Here is a 19621-nt window from a genome sequence, read left to right as displayed (position 1 = left end):
ATTCGGGTTATACTAATATCAATCCTAAATATTTTTCATAATCTCCTGAAAATGCCAGTTCTCCAGCTGGTGTTTTCTTTTTGTTTCAAGGAAATGCAACTTGAAGTTAAGAGAAGGTTTGTGATACAATGTATGAAATTAAGTAGGTGATAAAATGACAAAGGAAAAAGCAAGTACCATTAAAGATGTTGCTAGAGAGGCAGGAGTCTCGGTTAGCGCTGTGTCTAAAGTTTTCAATAAGTATGGAGACATTGGTATAGAAACCCAGAATAAAGTATTTGCTGCTGCAAAGAGATTAGAATATATTCCTAATCAAGCAGCACGGAAACTTTCTAGTAAGCATACTAAGATTATCGCTTTGATTCTAAACGAAATCAAGGTTGAACGTGGAGTCACCATGCCACTAGAAATTTTGAGTGGAGTCAGCAATTACCTTGAGGCAACAGATTATGAATTTGTTTTCTATGGTACCACAAGTAAAAAACAGGCAGAGAAAAGTCTCAAACAATTTTGTGCAGAACATAGTATAACAGGTCTATTAATTCAGGGACTTAAAACAACAGATCCATATTATAAAGAATTAGCAAATTTTTCTATGCCAACAGTTGCCATAGATTTACGAATAGAGAATTGCAAGATTGGAACGGTATCAATTGATAATGAGAGTGCTGCTGCAGAAGTTACAAAACGCTTGCGACAAGCAGGCTATGAGAAAATTCTGTTTCTGAATGGAACAACTCATGATGAAGTATCCCAAAAACGAGAAGCAGGATATCGTTCGCAAGTTAAAGAAGTTCTGATTGACTATGCACATTTTTCAGAAGAAAAAGCAATGTTACAAATATTAGATGCAGATTTGACCGGAATTGATGCTATCTTTGCAGCCAGTGATCTGATGGCCATCGGTGTTATTAAAGCATTACGGCTTCGAAAAAAAGAAACATCTATAGCTGTTGTTGGATTCGACGATAATGTTTTAGCAAGTTATGTTTCCCCGACCTTAACAACCGTTAGACAGGATGTTAAGACTATGTCAGAATCTGCTGTTGAGGATCTTCTTTTACAAATTGAGGAAAAAGAAGTAAGGCATCGCTTGTTGCCCTATGAAATTATTGTGAGAGAAAGCGCAAACATTTAATAGCATCATTTGGAAGAGGGATTAATATTTCTCTTTTTTTGTTGACTTCTGGAAACGCTTACGGTATAATAGAGTTAACTAAAACGTTTTAGAAGGATTTCAAAATGAAAAAAATCTTGTTTATACAACGTGTTTTAGCGGCTTTAATTGATATTTTAGTTATTTATTTACCAAGTCAGTTTCTGGTCTTTATTCTCTTTGGAAGAGAAAATAGTTACCAAAATTGGCTCTCGATCATTCTCTTTCTTGTTTACAATGTTTTGTCCACAGTCTATTTTTCCGGTCAGACCATTGGGAAATACTTTGCAAGTTTGAAAGTTACACCAGTTACAAAATCTTTGATGGAAATGGGACAAAGAGAAGCAATAAAGCTTTTATACTTTCTTCCTCTGGTCGGTTTCATTTTTATGATTCTCTCTCTATTGATTTATATCAAAGAAGGTCGCTTCCTTCATGATAAGTTTGCAAAAAGTGAGGTTATCGTTTATGGAAGAAATTAATACATTCTCTTTGTTGCTCGGCTTTCTAGGGATTTGGATTATTGCCTATTTAGCAGCCTGGATCGGAAGAGATGAATACGATTTTGTTAAAGTAGCCAAACTTTATGCTCTTATTGGCGGAGGATTCTGTTTACTGATGATACCTATAGATGTCAACTGGTTTTTGGCTATTGGTTTATTTATATTTGGTTTTATTGTTTTGATTTTTAGAAATCAACATTATTTTGATAAGGAGTAATAAGAGAAGATGTCAACACTAATGCATTACGATACCAATGATCTCTGGAAAATTGAGCAAGTCGGTTTCGATGAGAAGTTTTTAGGTAAAACTGAGAGCATCATGGTTTTAGGAAATGGATACTTAGCAGTTCGGTCCAGCGAGGAGGAATCCTATGTTGGAGAAACGCGCGATACCTTTGTTGCAGGAACTTTCAATGCTTTTGATGAGAATGAGGTAACTGAGCTGCCCAATGTACCTGATATGCTTGGTATGAACTTTGTTCTCAATGGACACGTTTTATCTTTGATTCAGGGACAGGTCAGCGACTACAGTAAAAAATTGAATCTAAAAACAGGAGAACTAGTTCGTAGTTTTATCTGGAAAAAAGATGAGGTAGTTGTTAAACTGACTTTTCGTCGCTTTGTTTCAAAAGCTCGACTTCATTTCCTAGCAACACAGGTTCAGATTGAAAATTTAAGCGATCAACCCTTATCTGTTAAAGTTCGTTCGGGTATCAATGGGCAATTATCCAATGAAGGCAGTCAGCATTTCACGGATGGAGAAAAGGGTCTGATGGAAGGGCGCTTTATCCAAATGATGCCTGAGACGACACAAAGTAAGATTCAATTTGTTCAGACTTCAGAGCATCGTTTTGAGGGAGTAGAGCTTACTGAGAATCGTCCTGAAACAGCCCGTCGCGGTTTCTACATGAATTACGCCTTTGATTTGAACGGGAATTCTTCAATCAGTTTCGAGAAACGCTCGTCAATCTACACCTCAATAGACAAGGAGCTATCCAGTAATAAGGTTGAGGATATGCGCCAATTTGCTGTTGCTGAATTGATTTCTCTTGAAGAATTATCCTTTGACGATTTACTCAGTGAATCGGCTAAAGAGTGGCAAAAAATTTGGGATAAACATCCAATTAAGATTGAAACAAAGAATTTTCGAGATCAAATTGCTATTCGTTTCGCTCAGTACCACCTTCATGTTATGACACCTGCCCACGATGAACGGATGAATATCGGTGCCAAAGGAATGTCCGGTGAAGGATACAAAGGGCACACTTTCTGGGATACAGAAATTTTTATGCTTCCCTACTTCAGTTTTACACATCCAGAAATTGCCAAAAGTCTGGTGACTTACCGTTATCTTGGTCTGGACGGCGCCCATAAAAAGGCGACCAGTAATGGTTATGAAGGTGCCCAATACCCATGGGAGGCTGCATGGCCAACGGATGGTGAAGTAACTCCTGTCTGGGGAGCTGCTGATATCGTGACGGGGCAAGCAACAAAGATTTGGTCTGGCTTTATTGAACAACATATTACTTCCGATGTTGCCTTTGGGATTAAGCAGTACTTGGATGTAACAGGTGATGACACATTTGCCAGAGAAAAAGGTTATGAAATCCTAGTGGATACAGCTAAGTTTTGGGCCAGCCGATTGGAATACAATGCTAAACAGGATTATTACGAAATCTGTGATGTGATTGGACCTGATGAGTACAAAGAGCATGTTAACAACAATAGTTACACCAACTATACTGCTCACTGGAACATGGTCTATGTTATCGACTTAGTTGCGGAACTAAAGGAGAGAGAGCCACAAGTTTACGCAAAACTGGATGAAAAATTTGATTTAAAATCTCTCGTGCAAACTTTAGAAGAAAAATCTGAAAAAATCTTTCTCCCTCAAGCAACAGAGGATGGAATTATTCCTCAAGATGACTCTTACTTATCTAAAAAAGTCTTGGATCTGACCAAATATAAGGAAGCAGATGGGGTTGACTCACTTTTCCATGAATACAATTTAGAGCAAGTTAATGAGATGCAGATTACCAAGCAGGCTGATGTTTTGCTATTGCTCCTCTTGTTTGAAGGACTCTTCGACAAAGAATTGAAAGAGAAAAACTTTGATTATTACGAGCCTAAAACGACTCATGACAGCTCCTTAAGTCTCTCTACTCATGCAATTTTATCCGCTGATTTGGGTAAGTTGGAAAAATCCTATCATTTCTTCCAGCAAGCAAGTAATATTGATATGGGTGAGTACATGAAATCCTCAGATCCAGGGATTCACGCTGCAAGTCTTGGGGGGATTTGGCAAATGATTGTCTTTGGCTATGGAGGAGTTCGTATTGTCAATGAACAATTGAGGATTGAACCACATCTGCCTAAGGAATGGAACACTTTGACCTTTGGTTTCGACTATAAAGGTCAAGAAATAACAGTAGAGGTTAGACCAGATCATTTTATCATTGAAAAAAGTGGACAAGGTAAAGCCATTGAGTTTACTTCAAAAGGAAAAACTCACAAACTAAACGATTCGTTAACAATTTTTTATTAAAACTAGGAGGTTTTAAGATATGAAAACTTGGAAAAAGTTTTTTGCAACAGGTTTATTAGCTACTGCGGTTGTTGGCTTAGCAGCCTGCGCAGGTGGAGGAAGCAAGTCAGGTTCATCTAATGATACTCTGACAATTGGTTATTGGAAGGGAAGCGACACAGAAAACGCTGCCTTGGACACTCTCATTAAGAAATTTGAAGAAGATAATGGGGTTAAAGTAGAATCAAAAGTTTATACGGATATTACTACACAATTACCAACAGATTTGGCTGGTGGAACTGCACCAGATGTTTTCTATATTGACTCTAGTTTCTATCCTTATCTGCAAGGGGAGGGAGTTTTGAATGACATTTCTGATGTAGTGAATGCTGATGATTACTACTCAACTCTTGCGACTGCTTTCTCAACAGATGGTAAACTCTATGCAGCACCAAAAGATGTATCTACATTAGCCCTCTATGCGAATACAGCTATCTTTGAAAAAGCTGGTATCGCTTTGACGGATGTACCAACTTCATATGAAGACTTCATTAAGTGGGCACCATCAGCACAAGAAAAAATTGATGCTGCCTATGGTAAAGGGCAAGTTTATCTGATGAATTTGAATGCTGACCTTGCTCGTAACTGGCCGTATCTAATAGCGGATGACCAAGAACCAATTCAAAAAGATGGTAGCATCAATACGTCCAATCCGACTATCGTTAAAAACCTTATGACTGCTATTGATTTGTTCAATACTGGGGCAGTAGCTACTCCTCAGCAAGTTGGTGCTGGTGATGAAGGGGCTGGTTTTGCAACAGGGAAATTTGCTCTTGCTTTGACTGGTAACTGGAACTATCAAGTTTTCAAAACTCAATATAAAGATTTGAAATTTGAGATTTTGCCAAATATGACCTATAAAGGCAAAAAAGTCACTATGCAATTTACAGTTGGTTGGGGACAATACAAAAACACTAAAGTTAAAGACCTAGCTGATAAGTGGATCCAATTTGTTGGTGGTAAAGATGGTATGGCATCTTGGACAGAAGCAGTTGGAACTTTAGCAACTCGTCCAGATGTGGCTGAAAACTCTGAGTTCCTTTCGGCTAATCCAGGTCTACAGGTTCACCAGGATGCTATTGAATATGCTGTTGCTTGGCAAGATGGTACAAATCTTTCAACGCTTGTTGGTTCATATGGTAACTTTATTTCCGAAGCCTTCAAGAAAGGTGCAACTCAAGCAGATTTGGAAAAAGCTTTGAAACAAATTGATGAAGATGCTAACAGTAAACTAAATAAATAAGACTGACAAGGGGTGGTGGCGACACCGCCCTTTCTTATCTGTAAAATACTTATCTGGAGAATGATATGACAGCACCGAAACCGAAAACCAGTAAGAGACAAATAGAGGAGTGGATTCAGGGCTATAGTTTTTTGGCACCGGCCTTATTAGTTATCTTTATATTTTTTATCCTATCCATCCTTTTTGCTATCTATTTGACCTTCAATAATGTCAATCTGATAGCTCAAACCTATGAATGGAATGATCTCAGAAACTTCAGGAATTTATTGACCGACAAGCAGTTGATTCGAGCTTTGCAAAATACAGCATTCTTTGCTTTGGTTGTTGTTCCAGCGCAAACGGTCATTGCCTTAATCATGGCTTATGTATTGGCTAATCGAGAAGTAAAGGGGAAACGTTTCTTCCGTTTGATCTACTTCTTGCCAACCTTGACTAGTTCAGCGGCTCTGACTCTCATTTTTATGTTTATTTTCAACCAAAATGGTCCTATAAATCAGCTACTGATGTCGCTTCATTTTATTGATAGTCCAATTAATTTTATCAATGATACAAACTGGACCCTAAAAGTCATTATGGTCATGAACATCTGGTCAACAGTACCGTATTTCATGACGATTTACCTTGCTTCTTTAGTAGATTTGCCTCATTCGCTCTATGAGGCAGCAGAAATTGATGGTGCCAATGCTTTTGAAAAGCTACGCTATATCACTATTCCCTATTTAAGACCGATCACAACCTACGTTGTTTTAACGGGGATTATCGGTACTTTCCAAATGTTTGATCAAGCCTACATCTTTTCGGGAGGTACGGGTGGACCAGTAAACTCAACTTTGACGGTTTCCTTATTAATTTACCAATATGCCTTTGGGCAAAATCACCAAATGGGCTATGCAGCAGTTCTAGCCATATTATTAGCCGTCATCATCTTTATCGTGACACGAATTGCAGAAAAATTAAATGGAGGAAATGGTATTGAAAACACTTGATAAGAGTCGCATGCTCAAAATTTTATTGTACACCATTTTGATTGTATATGCTTTCATTACTTTCTATCCCTTCATGTGGGCTTTGGCTGCCTCTTTCAAGCCTTTGTCGGAGATTACAAGTGGAAGTCTATCCCTTATTTCTGAGAATTTTACGACTGAACAATATAACTACCTCTTTAGTCCGGAATCAGGCTCTATGTTCGTTCAATGGTTCTTAAATTCCGCTATCATTTCTACCATTGGAACGACGATTAATCTTTTTCTCAACACAATGGCTGGCTACAGTTTAGCCCGACTTCACTATCCTGGACGGGGAAAAATTTATTATGGAATCTTAGCTATGATGATGGTACCGACTCAGGTCCTTCTCATTCCTAATTACCTTATTATTAACAATCTTGGTCTGCTGGATTCCTATTGGGCTCTGATTCTTCCAGCCGCAGTTAATATTGGTAACATTTTCATGATGCGTCAATTCTTCCTTAGTTTTCCAAAGGATGTGGAAGAAGCAGCCCGCATTGATGGTCTAAGCAGAACGGGTACTTTTTTCCGTATCGTTATGCCTCTTGCTAAGCCATCGATTGCCACACAGGCTGTCTTTGTTTTCATGGGTTTTTGGAACAATTTCTTATCCCCAATGCTTTACTTGAAAACTCAGAGTAAGTTTACATTGACCGTCGGTTTGCAGATGTTGCAAAAGGCCGACCAAGGAGGACAAATGTGGAACCGTGTGATGGCGGCCTCCATTTTGACCATCATTCCCATTATCATTCTTTACATCATTTTTAACCGTTACTTCCTACAAGGAGTGCGGATGGACGGAGAGAAATAGGAGAAGTTATGCACAAAAAAGAGGATTTCTTACTGACTTTGGATGATTTATCCACTCAGTCAGTTGGGAATATTGAAACGCTTTTCGCCCAAGCCAATGGTTTTATGGGGGTCAGAGCCAGCTTGCCCCTTGCTGCTGAGGACTCCACTCCAGGATCTTTTGTCAATGGTTTTTATGAATCGCATGATATTATCTATGGCGAGAATGCTTATGGTTATGCCAAAAAGCATGAAACCATGGTCAAACTCTTCGATTTTCGAAGCATGGAGATCAGTGTGGATGGCGAAGAAGTAATAAACTTAGTTGAGGAGAAAAGGCAGTTGAATCTTTATCAAGGGATTTTGACTGAAGAGTTCATCTATGAAACAGAGTCAGGTAAGCAGGTCAAGCTAGAACTTGAGAGTTTTACTAGTCACAAGGACCGTACGAGCTACCTCCAAAAATGGACTATCATCCTGCTCAATTCTTCTGGAAAAGTTCAGATCAAAAAAGGAGCCCAACATATAGCTGTTCAATCGGATGAAGAATTTGATCCTCGCATTCGTGAGGCCAGTGCCGACTTACTTTTTGATGGAAATAAATTGAGTACGAAAAATAGCCAGCAATCCCTTTATTTTGATTTTGCAGAATACAATCAAAGTCATGAATTGGTAGAAGGGGAAGAGATTTCCTTTGAGCAAGTTTATCGTTTATCAAGAGAAAATGATTTTGCGCATCACTCTTATGAGGAATTAAAAGCTCACCAGGTTTCTGTCTTTGAAGAATTTTGGAAGCTTTCTGATATTGTCATTGAAGGGGATGATCGGTTGCAAAAGGGGATCCGTCTTAATCTCTATCATCTGTTTAATTCTGCTGGTAGAGATGGCCTGACCAATTTTGGAGCCAAGGGCCTGACGGGCGAGGGCTATGAAGGTCATTATTTCTGGGATACGGAAATGTACCTTCTTCCCTTCTTTACCTTCACACAGCCAGAAATTGCCAAATCCTTGCTGACCTACCGTCTTAATAAGCTTCCTCTAGCAAAAGAAAGGGCAGAAGAACTAAGTTTTAAAGGTGCCCTCTACCCATGGCGGGGCATCAGTGGACATGAGACATCAGCCTACTATCCAGCTGGGACAGCTCAGTTCCATATTAATGCGGATATCGCTCACGCCTTTTCTCTCTATGAGCAGGTGACTGGAGATTCTGATTTTATTGCTCAAGCGCGTGAAGTTATCTATGAAACAGCTCGTTTCTGGATGAGTTTTGGATTCTTTTCAAAGAGAGGTTTTGAAATTCACGAAGTGACTGGACCGGATGAATACACTGCCCTTGTTAACAATAACTACTACACCAACAAAATGGCTCAGCACAATCTGGCTTATGCGGCAGAACTGGCGCAGCGTTTTACTTAACATGAGCAAGAAGCAACTGATTGGAAGAAAGCCAGTCAATCCATGTATTTAGCTTATGATGACGAAAGAGGGTTAACCAAGCAGGACGATCATTCTTTGGATAAGCAAGTTTGGGATTTTGAGGCAACGCCAGCAGAAAACTATCCTCTTCTCTTACATTATCACCCTATCAAAATCTACAAGCATCAAGTTCTCAAGCAGGCAGATACACTGCTAGCTCACATGCTCTATCCCGTTTCACTGGATCAGACGCAAAGAGATTTTGATTATTATGAACCCCTAACAACCCATGATAGCAGTCTTTCCAAAGCTATCCATGGTATTCTTGCCAGTCGTTTAGGCAGAGATGAACAAGCTTATGCCTTCTTTTCTGACAGCGCCATTATGGATATGGCTGACGGGCAAGGAAATGCCAGTCACGGTATCCATGCAGCCAACATGGGAGGTAGTTGGCTCGGTTTGATTTATGGCTTTGCTGGTCTGCATTTTGAAAATGGTCAAGTCGCATTTGCTAATCAATTACCAAAACAAATCAAGAAAATGACCTTTAAGGTCAAGATTAAGGGAGAAATTCAATGCATTTCTCTCACTCAGGAGGACAGACATGTTTAAAGCCGTTTTATTCGACTTAGATGGAGTTATTACAGATACAGCCGAATATCATTATCTTGCCTGGAAAGCATTGGCTCAAGAATTAGATATTCAGGGAGTAGATCGTAAATTTAATGAACAATTAAAAGGTGTATCCCGAGACGACTCGCTGCAAAAAATTCTGGATTTGGATAATCGAAAAGTTTCACCAGAAGAATTTGCTGAATTGGCCGACAGGAAAAATCGCAATTATGTAGAGATGATTCAAAAGGTCAGTCCTTCTGATATTTATCCTGGTATCTTAGAATTACTGAAAGACCTTAGAGAAAATGGGATAAAAATTGCTCTGGCATCAGCTTCAAAAAATGGTCCCTTTTTGTTGAAACAAATGGAAATCGAGGACTATTTTGATGCTGTAGCAGATCCTGCAAAAGTGGCAGCTTCAAAACCTGCTCCAGATATCTTCTTAGCTGCTGCAGACCAAGTAGGTGTGGCCATCTCGGACACTATCGGAATCGAAGATGCCTTTGCTGGAATTGAGGCCATCAAGTCAGTAGGAGCTTTCCCTGTAGGAGTCGGAAAAGCTGAAGATTTGGGAGAGGATATCCATCTTGTAGCAGATACAAGTCACTTGACCTTGGCCTATCTTGAAGATATTTGGAAAAAAAGATAAATCAGCCCTGAGACCGATGTGACATAACTCGATTCGGGTTAAACTAATATCAATCCTAAATATTTTTCATAATCTCCTGAAAACGCCAGTTCTCCAGCTGGTGTTTTCCTTTGGTTTTGGGAGTTTGTTTAATCAGATGTTTACCTACGATGGTATACTGAATTGAGGCAAACAATAAAGGAGAGAAAATGCAAACAATTATTCCACACCTCTGGTTTGATAGGGAAGCTTTGGAAGCTGCTCAACTCTACACTAGTCCTTTTCCAGACAGTCACATGGATTGGACACATGATTTAACAGACACCCCATCGGGAGATGCTGTTCTTGTTCAATTTCAATTGGCAAATCTAACCTTAGCGGCTATCAGTGCGGGTCCTTACTTCAAACTCAATGAATCTACTTCCTTGATGGTTCATTTTCAAAATAAGGATGAATTAGATCGGATTTTTGAAACTCTTTCGGAAGCTGGTCGTGTCTTGATGCCTTTGGGAGAATACCCATTTAATTCCTATTATGTTTGGCTCGAAGATCAATTTGGTCTGTCCTGGCAATTCTTTTATTCTCCGGAAAATAGCAGAGCTGTGCAGTTGGAAATCTGTCTTCTTTTCTCACAAGAACAGGTAGGACAAGTTCGGTCATTCTTAGAAAAGGCTCAGGCTCTGTTTCCAAATAGTCAGATTGGGACAGTCAACCACTATCAGGAAAATGAAAAGCAAGAAGCTAAGGCTCAAATCAATTATGGTGAACTACTGCTAAATCAGCAAAGGCTAGTAGTCATGGAAAATGGATTTGGAGGAGAGAATTCCTTTAATGAAGCTTTTTCCTTGATGGTTTATACGGATAGTCAAGAAGAAACGCAAAGGCTCTATCAGCAACTCTCCCATGTTCCAGAGTCAGAGCAGTGTGGCTGGGTCAAGGATGAGTTTGGTATCTCCTGGCAGATTGTTCCTCGTCCTCTCATGGATGCCTACCAGATCCTTTCAAAAGAAGAAATGAAGCCGGTCCATGATGCCATTTTAACCATGAAGCGTTTAAACTACGATGAAATCAAAGAATTAGTGAAAAAGAAAGGATAAATCAGACTTGAGACCGATGTTAGATAACCTTAATCAGGTTATACTAATATCAATCCTAAATATTTTTCATAATCTCCACAAAAGCACCAGTCAGAAATGACTGGTGCTTTTGTTTATAGGAAGTGAATAAATTAGCTTTCCATTAGCCTATTTTATGCAAAAAATGGTATAATTGTATGGAATTGTATAGAGATACAAAGTAGAAAAGGATGCTATGGCAGATTATTTATCGGTCAGCAGTTTGACCAAGTATTTAAAATTGAAATTTGACCGTGATCCTTATCTGGAGCGGGTTTACCTAACGGGAGAAGTGTCCAATTTTCGGAGGCGTCCGAGCCATCAATATTTTTCACTCAAGGATGAAAATGCTGTCATCCAAGCTACCGTTTGGGGCGGTGTATACAAGAAGTTAGGTTTTGATCTGGAAGAGGGCATGAAAATCAATGTCATCGGTCGTGTTCAGCTCTATGAGCCGAGCGGTTCTTACTCCATTGTCATCGAAAGTGCTCAGCCAGATGGGATTGGTGCATTGGCCATTAAGTTCGAGCAGTTGAAGAGTGCTCTCTCCAAGGAGGGACTTTTTAATCCAGAGTGGAAACAAGCTCTGCCTCAGTTCGTCCAAAAAATTGGGGTTTTGACCAGTCCAAGTGGGGCGGTCATCAAGGATATTATTACCACCGTTTCCCGGCGGTTTCCGGGTGTGGAAATTGTCCTCTATCCAACCAAGGTGCAAGGAGATGGGGCGGCTCAAGAAGTGGTTGCCAATATCCAGGCGGCGAATTTGCGAGATGATTTAGATCTTCTGATTGTTGGACGCGGTGGCGGTTCCATAGAGGACCTCTGGGCCTTCAATGAGGAAATCGTGGTCCGTGCTATCTTTGAATCACAGATTCCCATTATTTCTAGTGTGGGCCATGAAACCGATACGACTTTGGCTGACTTTGTGGCAGACAGGCGAGTTGCGACTCCGACGGCTGCGGCTGAACTGGCCACGCCAGTGACCAAGGCAGATATCATTTCCTGGATTAGCGAACGGGGAAATAGGGCTTATCAGGCAGCACTGAGAGGAATTCGGCAGAGGCAGGAGCGTTTGGATCAGTCTAGTAAATCAGTCATTTTCAGGCAACCAGAGCGCCTTTATGATGGGTACTTGCAGAAATTAGATACCTTGACAACGCATCTTCAGACAGTTATGCGTCAGACTTATAGAGAAAATCTGAACACCGAACGTCTCTTGAGCCAGCGCTTGCAGTCTGTTGATCTGCAAGAGCGTTTGCGTAGCCTAGGTGAAAAAATCAACCAACAGGAACGCCTTTTAAAGAGCAATATGGCCAATAGTTATGATCAGAAAGTAGCCAAGGCAGAGAAGCTCATGGAGGCTCTGACCATGTTGGATACCAGTCGCATCGTAGCGCGTGGCTATGCCATGGTGGAGCAGGGTGGTCGAGTGATTGATAGCATTACACAAATTGATGAAAAAGAAGAGATGACCGTCCGTATGAGAGACGGACAAGTAGTGGTGGAGGTAAAAGATGTCCAAAGAGACCAAAACATTTGAAGAAAATTTAGCGGAATTGGAAGCAGTCGTAACCAAGTTGGAGCAGGGGGATGTTGCCCTGGAAGAGGCTTTGTCTGAGTTTCAAAAAGGGATGAAGTTGTCAAAAAACCTACAAAAAACCTTGCAGGAAGCAGAGAAAACACTGGTCAAGGTTATGCAGGCTGACGGAACAGAAATAGAAATGGAAGCCTAATGGATAAACGACTAGGAATCAATGCGGCAATCCGTCGTTTTTATAGTCAAAAGCCTGTATCAGAAGATTTGCTTCAAGCTATCCTCTATTCGGTGGATGCTGGTGGCAAACGTATTCGTCCTCTCTTTTTGTTGGAGTTGTTAGAAGGCTTTGGTATGGAGTTGACGGAGGCCCATTTTGATGTAGCGGCTGCAATCGAAATGATTCATACGGGCAGTCTGATACACGATGATTTGCCAGCTATGGATGATGATGACTACCGTCGTGGGCGTTTGACCAATCATAAAAAATTTGATGAAGCGACAGCCATTCTGTCTGGAGATAGTCTATTCTTGGATCCCTTTGGTTTGCTTGCGGCTGCTGATTTGCCAGATGCTGTTAAAGTTGGCTTGATTCAAGCCTTGTCAAGGGCATCGGGAACATTCGGTATGGTTGGTGGTCAAATGCTTGATATGCGCTCTGAGGGTCAGCACTTGGATATAACTCAACTGTCTGCTATACATGAGAATAAAACGGGTCGGCTCTTAGCCTTTCCTTTTATGGCGGCTGGTATTATCACCGAACAGAGCCAGGAAGTTATCCATCAGCTGACTAAGGCTGGGGATTTAGTTGGACATGCTTTTCAGGTGCGTGACGACATTCTGGATCTTACAGCTAGTTTTGATGACTTGGGTAAGACACCCAAGAAAGATTTACAGGCTGAAAAAGCAACCTATCCTAGCTTGCTGGGCCTAGAAAAATCATACCAACTGCTGAATGAGTCACTGAATCAAACCCAATCTATTTTTCAAGAACTGCATGAATTCCTGGCTTTTCATCCCGAAAAGATCCATGATATGCTAGAAAGGTTGCGTCTTCATGCCTAAGGAAAGAGTAGATGTTTTAGCCTATAAACAGGGTCTTTTTGAAACCAGAGAACAAGCCAAACGTGGCGTTATGGCAGGGTTAGTGGTCTCGGTTATCAATGGTGAGCGCTATGACAAGCCTGGCGAGAAAATTGATGAAGATACTGAGCTCAAACTAAAGGGTGAAAAACTCAAATATGTCAGCCGAGGGGGACTCAAATTAGAAAAAGCCCTGCACGTTTTTGGGATTTCAGTTGCTGACTTGATTACCATTGATATTGGTGCTTCAACCGGTGGATTTACCGATGTTATGTTGCAGAGCGGGGCCAAACTGGTTTATGCAGTAGATGTCGGAACCAATCAACTGGTTTGGAAATTACGCAATGACGAGCGGGTTCGTTCTATGGAGCAGTATAATTTCCGTTATGCAGAAGAAGCTGATTTCACAGAAGGTTTGCCTTCTTTTGCCTCAATTGATGTGAGTTTTATTTCCCTCAACTTAATTTTGCCAGCTCTTCATAAGGTTCTAGCGGATGGTGGACAGGTCGTAGCTCTTATCAAACCGCAATTTGAAGCGGGACGAGAGGCCGTCGGTAAGAATGGTATCGTCAGAGACCCAGCTGTCCATGAGATGGTCTTAGAAAAAGTAACAGATTTTGCTGTGAATTATGGATTTACAATTAAGGGGCTGGATTTCTCGCCTATACAGGGCGGTCATGGTAATATCGAATTTTTGGCTTATTTAGAAAAATCACAGTCGCCACAAGCTCTCCCTGCAAGTCAACTAAGGGAAGTCGTGGCCAAAGCACATGGAGAATTTACAAAAGATGAATAAAAAAGAACGCTTAAATGTTATCAAAGATCTAGTGGTTCGTTACCCAATCGACACACAAGAAGAGATGGTCCTCCGACTACATGAAGTCGGCATCAACGCTACTCAGGCAACTGTTTCACGTGACATCAAGGAGTTGGGGATTGTCAAGGTTCCAGCTAGTGGCAAGGGTTATATTTATGGCTTGCCAAAGACTGGTTCATCTAAAATGAAGGCTAAGAATGTTCTCGACATTGCTTCCATGGATAAGATGATACACTTAAACTTAGTTCCAGGTAGTACAGCTGTTGTTAAACGTCAGATTTTAGAACGTTTTAAGGATCATTTGTTTAGCATTATTACAGACGATGATTCCATTTTGATTATCGTAAAAGAGGAAAGTTACCTCCCACAAATCGAACAAACAATAAAGGTCTGGTAAAGAATGTTACTGGAAATTTCTATTAAAAATTTCGCCATTATCCAAGAAGTTTCTCTGACTTTTGACAAAGGGATGACTGTCTTGACTGGAGAAACGGGCGCAGGGAAATCCATTATTATTGATGCCATGAATCTCATGTTAGGGAGCCGTGCGACAACTGATGTTATTCGACATGGTAGTCCTAAAGCTGAGATTGAAGGTCTTTTTTCGCTGGAAAAAAATGCGAAATTAGAGCGACTTTTGCTTGATCAAGGAATTGAGATGACGGATGACTTGATCATTCGTCGGGAAATTTTATCCAATGGCCGTTCAGTCAGTCGTATCAATGGACAGATGGTTAATTTATCTGTCTTGAAAGAAGTCGGTCAATTTTTGGTGGATATTCATGGGCAACATGATCAAGAAGAATTGATGAAGGTGGCCCATCATATCGGTCTCTTAGATAGTTTTGGACAGGCTGATTTTCTTGAGTTAAAACAGGATTACCAAGGTGTTTTCGATGCCTATCGGACACTGCGTAAACAAGTTTTGGATAAGCAAAGGAACGAACTGGAGCACAAAGCCCGCATCGAGATGTTGGAATACCAGATTTCCGAGATTGAAGCTGCTGAATTGCAGGCTGGTGAGGATCTGGCATTGATACAAGAGCGTGACCGTCTCATGAATCACAAGCAGATTGCCGATACCTTAACCAATGCCTACACCATGTTGGACAATGAAGATTTTTCAAGCTTAAGTAATCTCCGCTCGGCTATGAACGATATGCAGTCTGTGGAGGAATTTGACAAGGCCTATAAGGAAATTTCTCAACAGTTGACCGAGTCTTACTATGTTATTGAAGATATCAGCAAGCGTTTGGGGGATATCTTAGAGGATTTGGACTTTGATGGGAATCGCCTCATGCAGGTGGAAAATCGTTTGGACCTCATTTATTCTATCACCCGCAAATACGGTGGTCAGGTAGATGATGTTCGGGATTATTTTGCTAAAATTATGGAAGAATACCAGTTGCTGACCGGCTCCAATGCATCAGGCAATGATATGGAAAGTCAACTCAAAGTTTTGGAAAAAGACTTGATTGATAAGGCTAAGAATCTTAGCCAGGCCAGACATGACTTAGCCATTATCTTAGAAAATCATATTCATCAGGAATTACAAGATCTCTATATGGAAAAAGCTCGTTTTCGTGTGGAGTTTATGAAAGGAAAATTCAGTCGACAAGGCAATGAGCAAGTTGAATTTTATATTTCGACAAACCCAGGCGAAGATTTTAAACCGTTGGTTAAGGTGGCCTCGGGTGGGGAATTATCCCGTCTTATGCTAGCAATCAAGTCTGCTTTTGCTCGCAAGGAAGGAAAGACCTCCATTGTCTTCGATGAGGTGGATACGGGCGTGTCGGGCCGTGTGGCTCAGGCCATTGCTCAAAAAATCTACAAGATTGGTCAATTTGGTCAGGTTTTGGCGATTTCACATCTCCCTCAGGTAATTGCGATTGCGGACAATCAGTTCTTTATTGAGAAAATTTCCGATGAAGCATCGACCGTTTCTCAAGTTCGTCTTTTGGAGATGGATGAGCGCGTGGAAGAAATCGCTAAAATGCTGGCTGGTGAACACGTGACGGATGCGGCAAGAAGTCAGGCAAGAGAATTAGTAATGAAGTAAGCGAGAGCTTGCTTTTTTTGAAATGGGGGAAGGACGAATGAAAGAACAAGAAATCTTAGATGCTCTAGCCACTTATGTGGAGCATAAAATGTCTGGTGAAGGATCTGGCCATGATTGGTGGCATATTGTCCGTGTTCGGAATATGGCTGAAAAATTGGCTAAGACAGAAGGGGCAGATCCATTTATCTGCCAAGTGGCAGCACTGGTTCATGATTTGGCAGACGACAAATTAGTGGCGGATGAAGTTCTTGCTTTAAGGGAAGTGAGGCGATTATTGGTTGAGAAAGGTATGTCTAGAGACCAAGTTGAGCAAGTCATGCTCATCATTCAACAGATGTCCTATAAAGGGGGTACACAAAATCATCTAGTTCTGTCTCTAGAGGGGCAGGTTGTTCAAGATGCGGATCGTTTGGATGCTCTTGGAGCCATTGGGATTGCACGGACCATGGCCTATTCTGGCAATAAAAACCGGATCATCCATGATCCCAAACTGCCCATCCGTCAAGAAATGAGCTTGTCTGAATACCGATCCAATCAAGGCTCGGCTATCGCTCATTTTTACGAAAAACTCTTAAAGCTCAAGGATCTAATGAATACTAAGACGGCAAAAGAAATGGCCCAAGGACGCCATGATTTTTTAGAACGTTACTTACAAGAATTTTATGATGAGTGGGATGCAAAACGCTAGATAATCTTTCTATATTCTTCCATAAAATTGCCCGCTTTTTACATTTTTTGATATAATAAGAAGAACAATTGTAAAGTAGGAAAAGATATGACAGTTAAAATTGTAACAGATTCGTCCAATACTATGGAGAAGAACTTGGCTGAGGAATTGGGGGTTACTATTGTTCCTTTGACCACCTTGATTGATGGCGTAGTCTATTCTGATTTTGATATAAAAGAAGGTCAATTTCTGGAATTGATGCGAGCTAGTAAGGCCTTACCCAAAACAAGCCAACCACCAGTTGGTCTCTTTGCAGAGGTATTTTCTGACTTAGCGAAGGATGGTAGTCAGATTATTGCCATTCATCTTTCTCACGCTCTATCTGGAACTGTTGAGGCAGCTCGTCAAGGTGCCATTTTGTCAGGTGCAGATGTGACAGTTGTGGACTCAGGTTTCACTGATCAGGCGACCAAATTCCAGGTGTTTCAAGCAGCTCGAATGGCCAAGGATGGAGCAACTAAGGATGAAATCTTATCTGCTATTGAAGAAGTGAAAGAGAAAACGGAACTCTTTATCGGTGTATCAACTCTTGAAAATTTAGTCAAGGGTGGTCGTATTAGTCGTGTGACAGGTCTTATTAGTTCCCTCCTCAATATCCGTCTTGTCATGATCATGAAAAATCACTTGCTTGAACCAGTCGCAAAAGGTCGTGGGAATAAAACCTTTAAAAAATGGTTTGATGATTTTATTGCCAATTTGGCAGGTAAGAATGTTGCAGAGATTGGAATTTCCTTTGCTGGCTCTGCCAATTATGCTCAAGAAATGCGAGAAAGATTGCAGCCACTTGTCCCTGCACCTATCTCCGTTTTAGAAACCAGTTCCATCATCCAAACCCATACTGGTGAGGATGCATGGGCTATCTTGGTGCGTTATGAATAGTCGAAAATTATTACAGGGACTGGTCTTCTTTTTTATCAGTCTCTTAGGTTTTCTATTATTATTTCATCTTTTGGTTGTTCCAGCTAAACCTATTTTGACAAGAGCTGATTACAAAAAAAACAAAATCGAACAGTTCTTTTACGTTGCATTAGGTGATTCGCTGACCCAAGGGGTTGGCGATGCGACCAATCAAGGCGGTTTTGTTCCTCTTGTGGCGCAAAGTTTAACGAACGACGAGGGTGTTCTTGTTGAAGCTCAGAATTTCGGGGTTGCAGGGAATACCAGCAATCAGATTCTTAAGCGAATGAAGGAGACATCAGAAATCAGCGATGCTTTGGAGAAAGCAGACTTAATGACTCTAACAGTAGGTGGCAATGACTTGCGTAAAGTTATTTTAGATAATATTACCAACTTAAAGATTTCAACTTTTAAGAAACCATCGAAAGATTACAGTAAACGATTGCTTGAGATTATTAAGTTGGCCCGCAAAAAAAATCCTGACCTACCAATCTATGTACTGGGAATTTACAATCCATTCTATTTGAATTTTCCTGAAATGACAGATATGCAGATTATCGTGGACAATTGGAATCAGACAACTGAAAATACCATTGCCGACTTGCATAATGTTTATTTTGTACCGATCAATGATTTGCTTTATCAAGGCATTGATGGTGAAAAAGGGATCATACAAGTAATAGGTGATGAAACAAAAATTATTAATAATGCCCTCTATCAGGAAGACAATTTTCATCCCAATAATACGGGCTATGAAATCATGAAACGAGCAGTCTTGGAGAAAATTCGTGAAACAAAAGACAACTGGAAAAATTAATATATGGAAGTGGCTCTTCTTGCTCTTGTTAGCGGCCGTTTTGGGTTTCGGTATGATTTTACTGAATCGGATAACGACCTTTCGAGAAGATACCAGCCAAATTGTGATTAAAAAGGAAGGTGAGACCAAGATTGGGACCTTTATAACTACTCGTGATCAGCTCAACGATACGGTGGCTACCTATCTAAAAGATTATCAACGCATGGATTTTTCTTACAAGCTCTACGCCAGCAACCAATTGGTTTTATTCGAGGGTCAATATTTGATTTTAGGACAAAAAATTCCACTGTATATCTACTTTCAACCGAGTAAGCTAGCAGATGGAAGTGTCTTGCTTACGGTCTCAGAGATTTCTGCAGGAACCTTAGCTTTACCAAGGGCTGAAATTTTGACCTACATCAAAAAGAATTATTCCTTGCCTGATTTTATTTCCGTTGATGTAGCTAATTCTAGTATTCACATTCAAACCCAAAACATTAGTAATAATTTGGGGATCTATGTAAAGGCCAACACTTTAGATCTCTATAATGATCAAATTATCTTTGATATCTATCGAAAAAACTAGGCTTAGTATGTAAATAACTTGACCAAATCAAGATTTTTAGGTAAGATAAGAGAGTGAGTAATAACT

General features: G+C 40.5%; 19 protein-coding genes and 1 pseudogene. All 20 read left to right on the top strand.

The genetic code is table 11. The features are described from left to right. Window positions 1–154: 154 nt before the first annotated feature. The 20 genes and pseudogenes from BN1356_RS07725 (at window position 155) to BN1356_RS07630 (ending at window position 19555) form a co-directional block, all read left to right on the top strand. Window positions 155–1138 (top strand): LacI family DNA-binding transcriptional regulator, encoded by a 984-nt coding sequence (locus BN1356_RS07725; protein ID WP_093650821.1) that lies wholly within the window; start codon window positions 155–157, stop codon window positions 1136–1138. A 104-nt stretch (window positions 1139–1242) separates the two neighbouring features. Further along, entirely contained in the window at window positions 1243–1638 is a 396-nt protein-coding gene (locus BN1356_RS07720) for an RDD family protein (RefSeq protein WP_093650820.1), read from the top strand. Continuing rightward, a complete protein-coding gene (locus BN1356_RS07715; protein WP_093650819.1) occupies window positions 1625–1876 on the top strand; it encodes a hypothetical protein in 252 nt (83 codons plus the stop codon). Before BN1356_RS07720 ends, BN1356_RS07715 begins: the two co-directional genes overlap by 14 nt. A gap of 9 nt (window positions 1877–1885) precedes the next feature. Next, window positions 1886–4204 carry a glycoside hydrolase family 65 protein gene (locus BN1356_RS07710; protein ID WP_093650818.1) on the top strand — a complete coding sequence of 773 codons (2319 nt, stop codon included), beginning with the start codon at window positions 1886–1888 and terminating at the stop codon, window positions 4202–4204. Window positions 4205–4223: 19 nt separating this feature from the next. After that, window positions 4224–5486 carry an ABC transporter substrate-binding protein gene (locus tag BN1356_RS07705; protein ID WP_093650817.1) on the top strand — a complete coding sequence of 421 codons (1263 nt, stop codon included), beginning with the start codon at window positions 4224–4226 and terminating at the stop codon, window positions 5484–5486. A gap of 65 nt (window positions 5487–5551) precedes the next feature. Continuing rightward, entirely contained in the window at window positions 5552–6472 is a 921-nt protein-coding gene (locus BN1356_RS07700) for a carbohydrate ABC transporter permease (RefSeq protein WP_093650816.1), read from the top strand. Further along, window positions 6453–7304, top strand: coding sequence for a carbohydrate ABC transporter permease (locus tag BN1356_RS07695; protein WP_093650986.1), 852 nt, complete (start codon window positions 6453–6455; stop codon window positions 7302–7304). The genes BN1356_RS07700 and BN1356_RS07695 overlap by 20 nt, the downstream gene beginning before the upstream one ends. An 8-nt stretch (window positions 7305–7312) precedes the next feature. Continuing rightward, window positions 7313–9310: pseudogene (locus BN1356_RS07690) on the top strand (glycoside hydrolase family 65 protein). After that, window positions 9303–9962: a beta-phosphoglucomutase gene (gene pgmB / locus BN1356_RS07685; RefSeq protein ID WP_093650815.1), complete on the top strand. Its 660-nt coding sequence runs from the start codon at window positions 9303–9305 to the stop codon at window positions 9960–9962. The pseudogene BN1356_RS07690 and the gene pgmB overlap by 8 nt, the downstream one beginning before the upstream one ends. A gap of 188 nt (window positions 9963–10150) precedes the next feature. Next, entirely contained in the window at window positions 10151–11038 is an 888-nt protein-coding gene (locus BN1356_RS07680) for a VOC family protein (protein ID WP_093650814.1), read from the top strand. A 214-nt stretch (window positions 11039–11252) separates the two neighbouring features. Beyond that, window positions 11253–12596 carry an exodeoxyribonuclease VII large subunit gene (gene xseA, locus BN1356_RS07675; protein ID WP_093650813.1) on the top strand — a complete coding sequence of 448 codons (1344 nt, stop codon included), beginning with the start codon at window positions 11253–11255 and terminating at the stop codon, window positions 12594–12596. Next, window positions 12571–12789 carry an exodeoxyribonuclease VII small subunit gene (locus tag BN1356_RS07670; protein WP_093650812.1) on the top strand — a complete coding sequence of 73 codons (219 nt, stop codon included), beginning with the start codon at window positions 12571–12573 and terminating at the stop codon, window positions 12787–12789. The genes xseA and BN1356_RS07670 overlap by 26 nt, the downstream gene beginning before the upstream one ends. Beyond that, the gene (locus tag BN1356_RS07665; RefSeq protein WP_093650811.1) at window positions 12789–13655 is read left to right on the top strand and encodes a polyprenyl synthetase family protein; all 867 of its coding nucleotides are present in this window, start codon (window positions 12789–12791) and stop codon (window positions 13653–13655) included. Before BN1356_RS07670 ends, BN1356_RS07665 begins: the two co-directional genes overlap by 1 nt. Next, window positions 13648–14469, top strand: a complete 822-nt coding sequence (locus BN1356_RS07660) for a TlyA family RNA methyltransferase (RefSeq protein WP_093650810.1) — start codon at window positions 13648–13650, stop codon at window positions 14467–14469. The genes BN1356_RS07665 and BN1356_RS07660 overlap by 8 nt, the downstream gene beginning before the upstream one ends. Then, complete coding sequence (locus BN1356_RS07655) at window positions 14462–14887, top strand: arginine repressor (RefSeq protein ID WP_093650809.1); 426 nt, start codon at window positions 14462–14464, stop codon at window positions 14885–14887. Before BN1356_RS07660 ends, BN1356_RS07655 begins: the two co-directional genes overlap by 8 nt. A gap of 3 nt (window positions 14888–14890) precedes the next feature. Next, window positions 14891–16549, top strand: a complete 1659-nt coding sequence (gene recN / locus BN1356_RS07650; protein ID WP_093650808.1) for a DNA repair protein RecN — start codon at window positions 14891–14893, stop codon at window positions 16547–16549. Between the two features lie 37 nt (window positions 16550–16586). After that, window positions 16587–17237, top strand: coding sequence for an HD domain-containing protein (locus BN1356_RS07645; RefSeq protein ID WP_093650807.1), 651 nt, complete (start codon window positions 16587–16589; stop codon window positions 17235–17237). 87 nt (window positions 17238–17324) lie between these two features. After that, window positions 17325–18155 carry a DegV family protein gene (locus BN1356_RS07640; protein WP_093650806.1) on the top strand — a complete coding sequence of 277 codons (831 nt, stop codon included), beginning with the start codon at window positions 17325–17327 and terminating at the stop codon, window positions 18153–18155. Further along, on the top strand, window positions 18148–18990 hold the full coding sequence (locus BN1356_RS07635; protein WP_093650805.1) for an SGNH/GDSL hydrolase family protein: 843 nt from the start codon (window positions 18148–18150) through the stop codon (window positions 18988–18990). The genes BN1356_RS07640 and BN1356_RS07635 overlap by 8 nt, the downstream gene beginning before the upstream one ends. Then, complete coding sequence (locus BN1356_RS07630; RefSeq protein ID WP_093650804.1) at window positions 18962–19555, top strand: YpmS family protein; 594 nt, start codon at window positions 18962–18964, stop codon at window positions 19553–19555. The genes BN1356_RS07635 and BN1356_RS07630 overlap by 29 nt, the downstream gene beginning before the upstream one ends. Window positions 19556–19621: the final 66 nt, after the last annotated feature.

The sequence above is a fragment of the Streptococcus varani genome (assembly GCF_001375655.1).
In the GTDB taxonomy this organism is placed as follows: Bacteria; Bacillota; Bacilli; order Lactobacillales; family Streptococcaceae; genus Streptococcus; species Streptococcus varani.
Note: the sequence above shows the minus strand (reverse complement) of the source record. Positions and strands in the feature narration are given on the sequence as shown.

What these genes read in the sequence shown, in the direction of transcription:
- BN1356_RS07725 (WP_093650821.1), top strand. Translation starts at nt 155, where the DNA reads ATGACAAAGGAAAAAGCAAGTACCATTAAAGATGTTGCTAGAGAGGCA.
- BN1356_RS07720 (WP_093650820.1), top strand. Translation starts at nt 1,243, where the DNA reads ATGAAAAAAATCTTGTTTATACAACGTGTTTTAGCGGCTTTAATTGAT.
- BN1356_RS07715 (WP_093650819.1), top strand. Translation starts at nt 1,625, where the DNA reads ATGGAAGAAATTAATACATTCTCTTTGTTGCTCGGCTTTCTAGGGATT.
- BN1356_RS07710 (WP_093650818.1), top strand. Translation starts at nt 1,886, where the DNA reads ATGTCAACACTAATGCATTACGATACCAATGATCTCTGGAAAATTGAG.
- BN1356_RS07705 (WP_093650817.1), top strand. Translation starts at nt 4,224, where the DNA reads ATGAAAACTTGGAAAAAGTTTTTTGCAACAGGTTTATTAGCTACTGCG.
- BN1356_RS07700 (WP_093650816.1), top strand. Translation starts at nt 5,552, where the DNA reads ATGACAGCACCGAAACCGAAAACCAGTAAGAGACAAATAGAGGAGTGG.
- BN1356_RS07695 (WP_093650986.1), top strand. Translation starts at nt 6,453, where the DNA reads ATGGTATTGAAAACACTTGATAAGAGTCGCATGCTCAAAATTTTATTG.
- pgmB (WP_093650815.1), top strand. Translation starts at nt 9,303, where the DNA reads ATGTTTAAAGCCGTTTTATTCGACTTAGATGGAGTTATTACAGATACA.
- BN1356_RS07680 (WP_093650814.1), top strand. Translation starts at nt 10,151, where the DNA reads ATGCAAACAATTATTCCACACCTCTGGTTTGATAGGGAAGCTTTGGAA.
- xseA (WP_093650813.1), top strand. Translation starts at nt 11,253, where the DNA reads ATGGCAGATTATTTATCGGTCAGCAGTTTGACCAAGTATTTAAAATTG.
- BN1356_RS07670 (WP_093650812.1), top strand. Translation starts at nt 12,571, where the DNA reads ATGTCCAAAGAGACCAAAACATTTGAAGAAAATTTAGCGGAATTGGAA.
- BN1356_RS07665 (WP_093650811.1), top strand. Translation starts at nt 12,789, where the DNA reads ATGGATAAACGACTAGGAATCAATGCGGCAATCCGTCGTTTTTATAGT.
- BN1356_RS07660 (WP_093650810.1), top strand. Translation starts at nt 13,648, where the DNA reads ATGCCTAAGGAAAGAGTAGATGTTTTAGCCTATAAACAGGGTCTTTTT.
- BN1356_RS07655 (WP_093650809.1), top strand. Translation starts at nt 14,462, where the DNA reads ATGAATAAAAAAGAACGCTTAAATGTTATCAAAGATCTAGTGGTTCGT.
- recN (WP_093650808.1), top strand. Translation starts at nt 14,891, where the DNA reads ATGTTACTGGAAATTTCTATTAAAAATTTCGCCATTATCCAAGAAGTT.
- BN1356_RS07645 (WP_093650807.1), top strand. Translation starts at nt 16,587, where the DNA reads ATGAAAGAACAAGAAATCTTAGATGCTCTAGCCACTTATGTGGAGCAT.
- BN1356_RS07640 (WP_093650806.1), top strand. Translation starts at nt 17,325, where the DNA reads ATGACAGTTAAAATTGTAACAGATTCGTCCAATACTATGGAGAAGAAC.
- BN1356_RS07635 (WP_093650805.1), top strand. Translation starts at nt 18,148, where the DNA reads ATGAATAGTCGAAAATTATTACAGGGACTGGTCTTCTTTTTTATCAGT.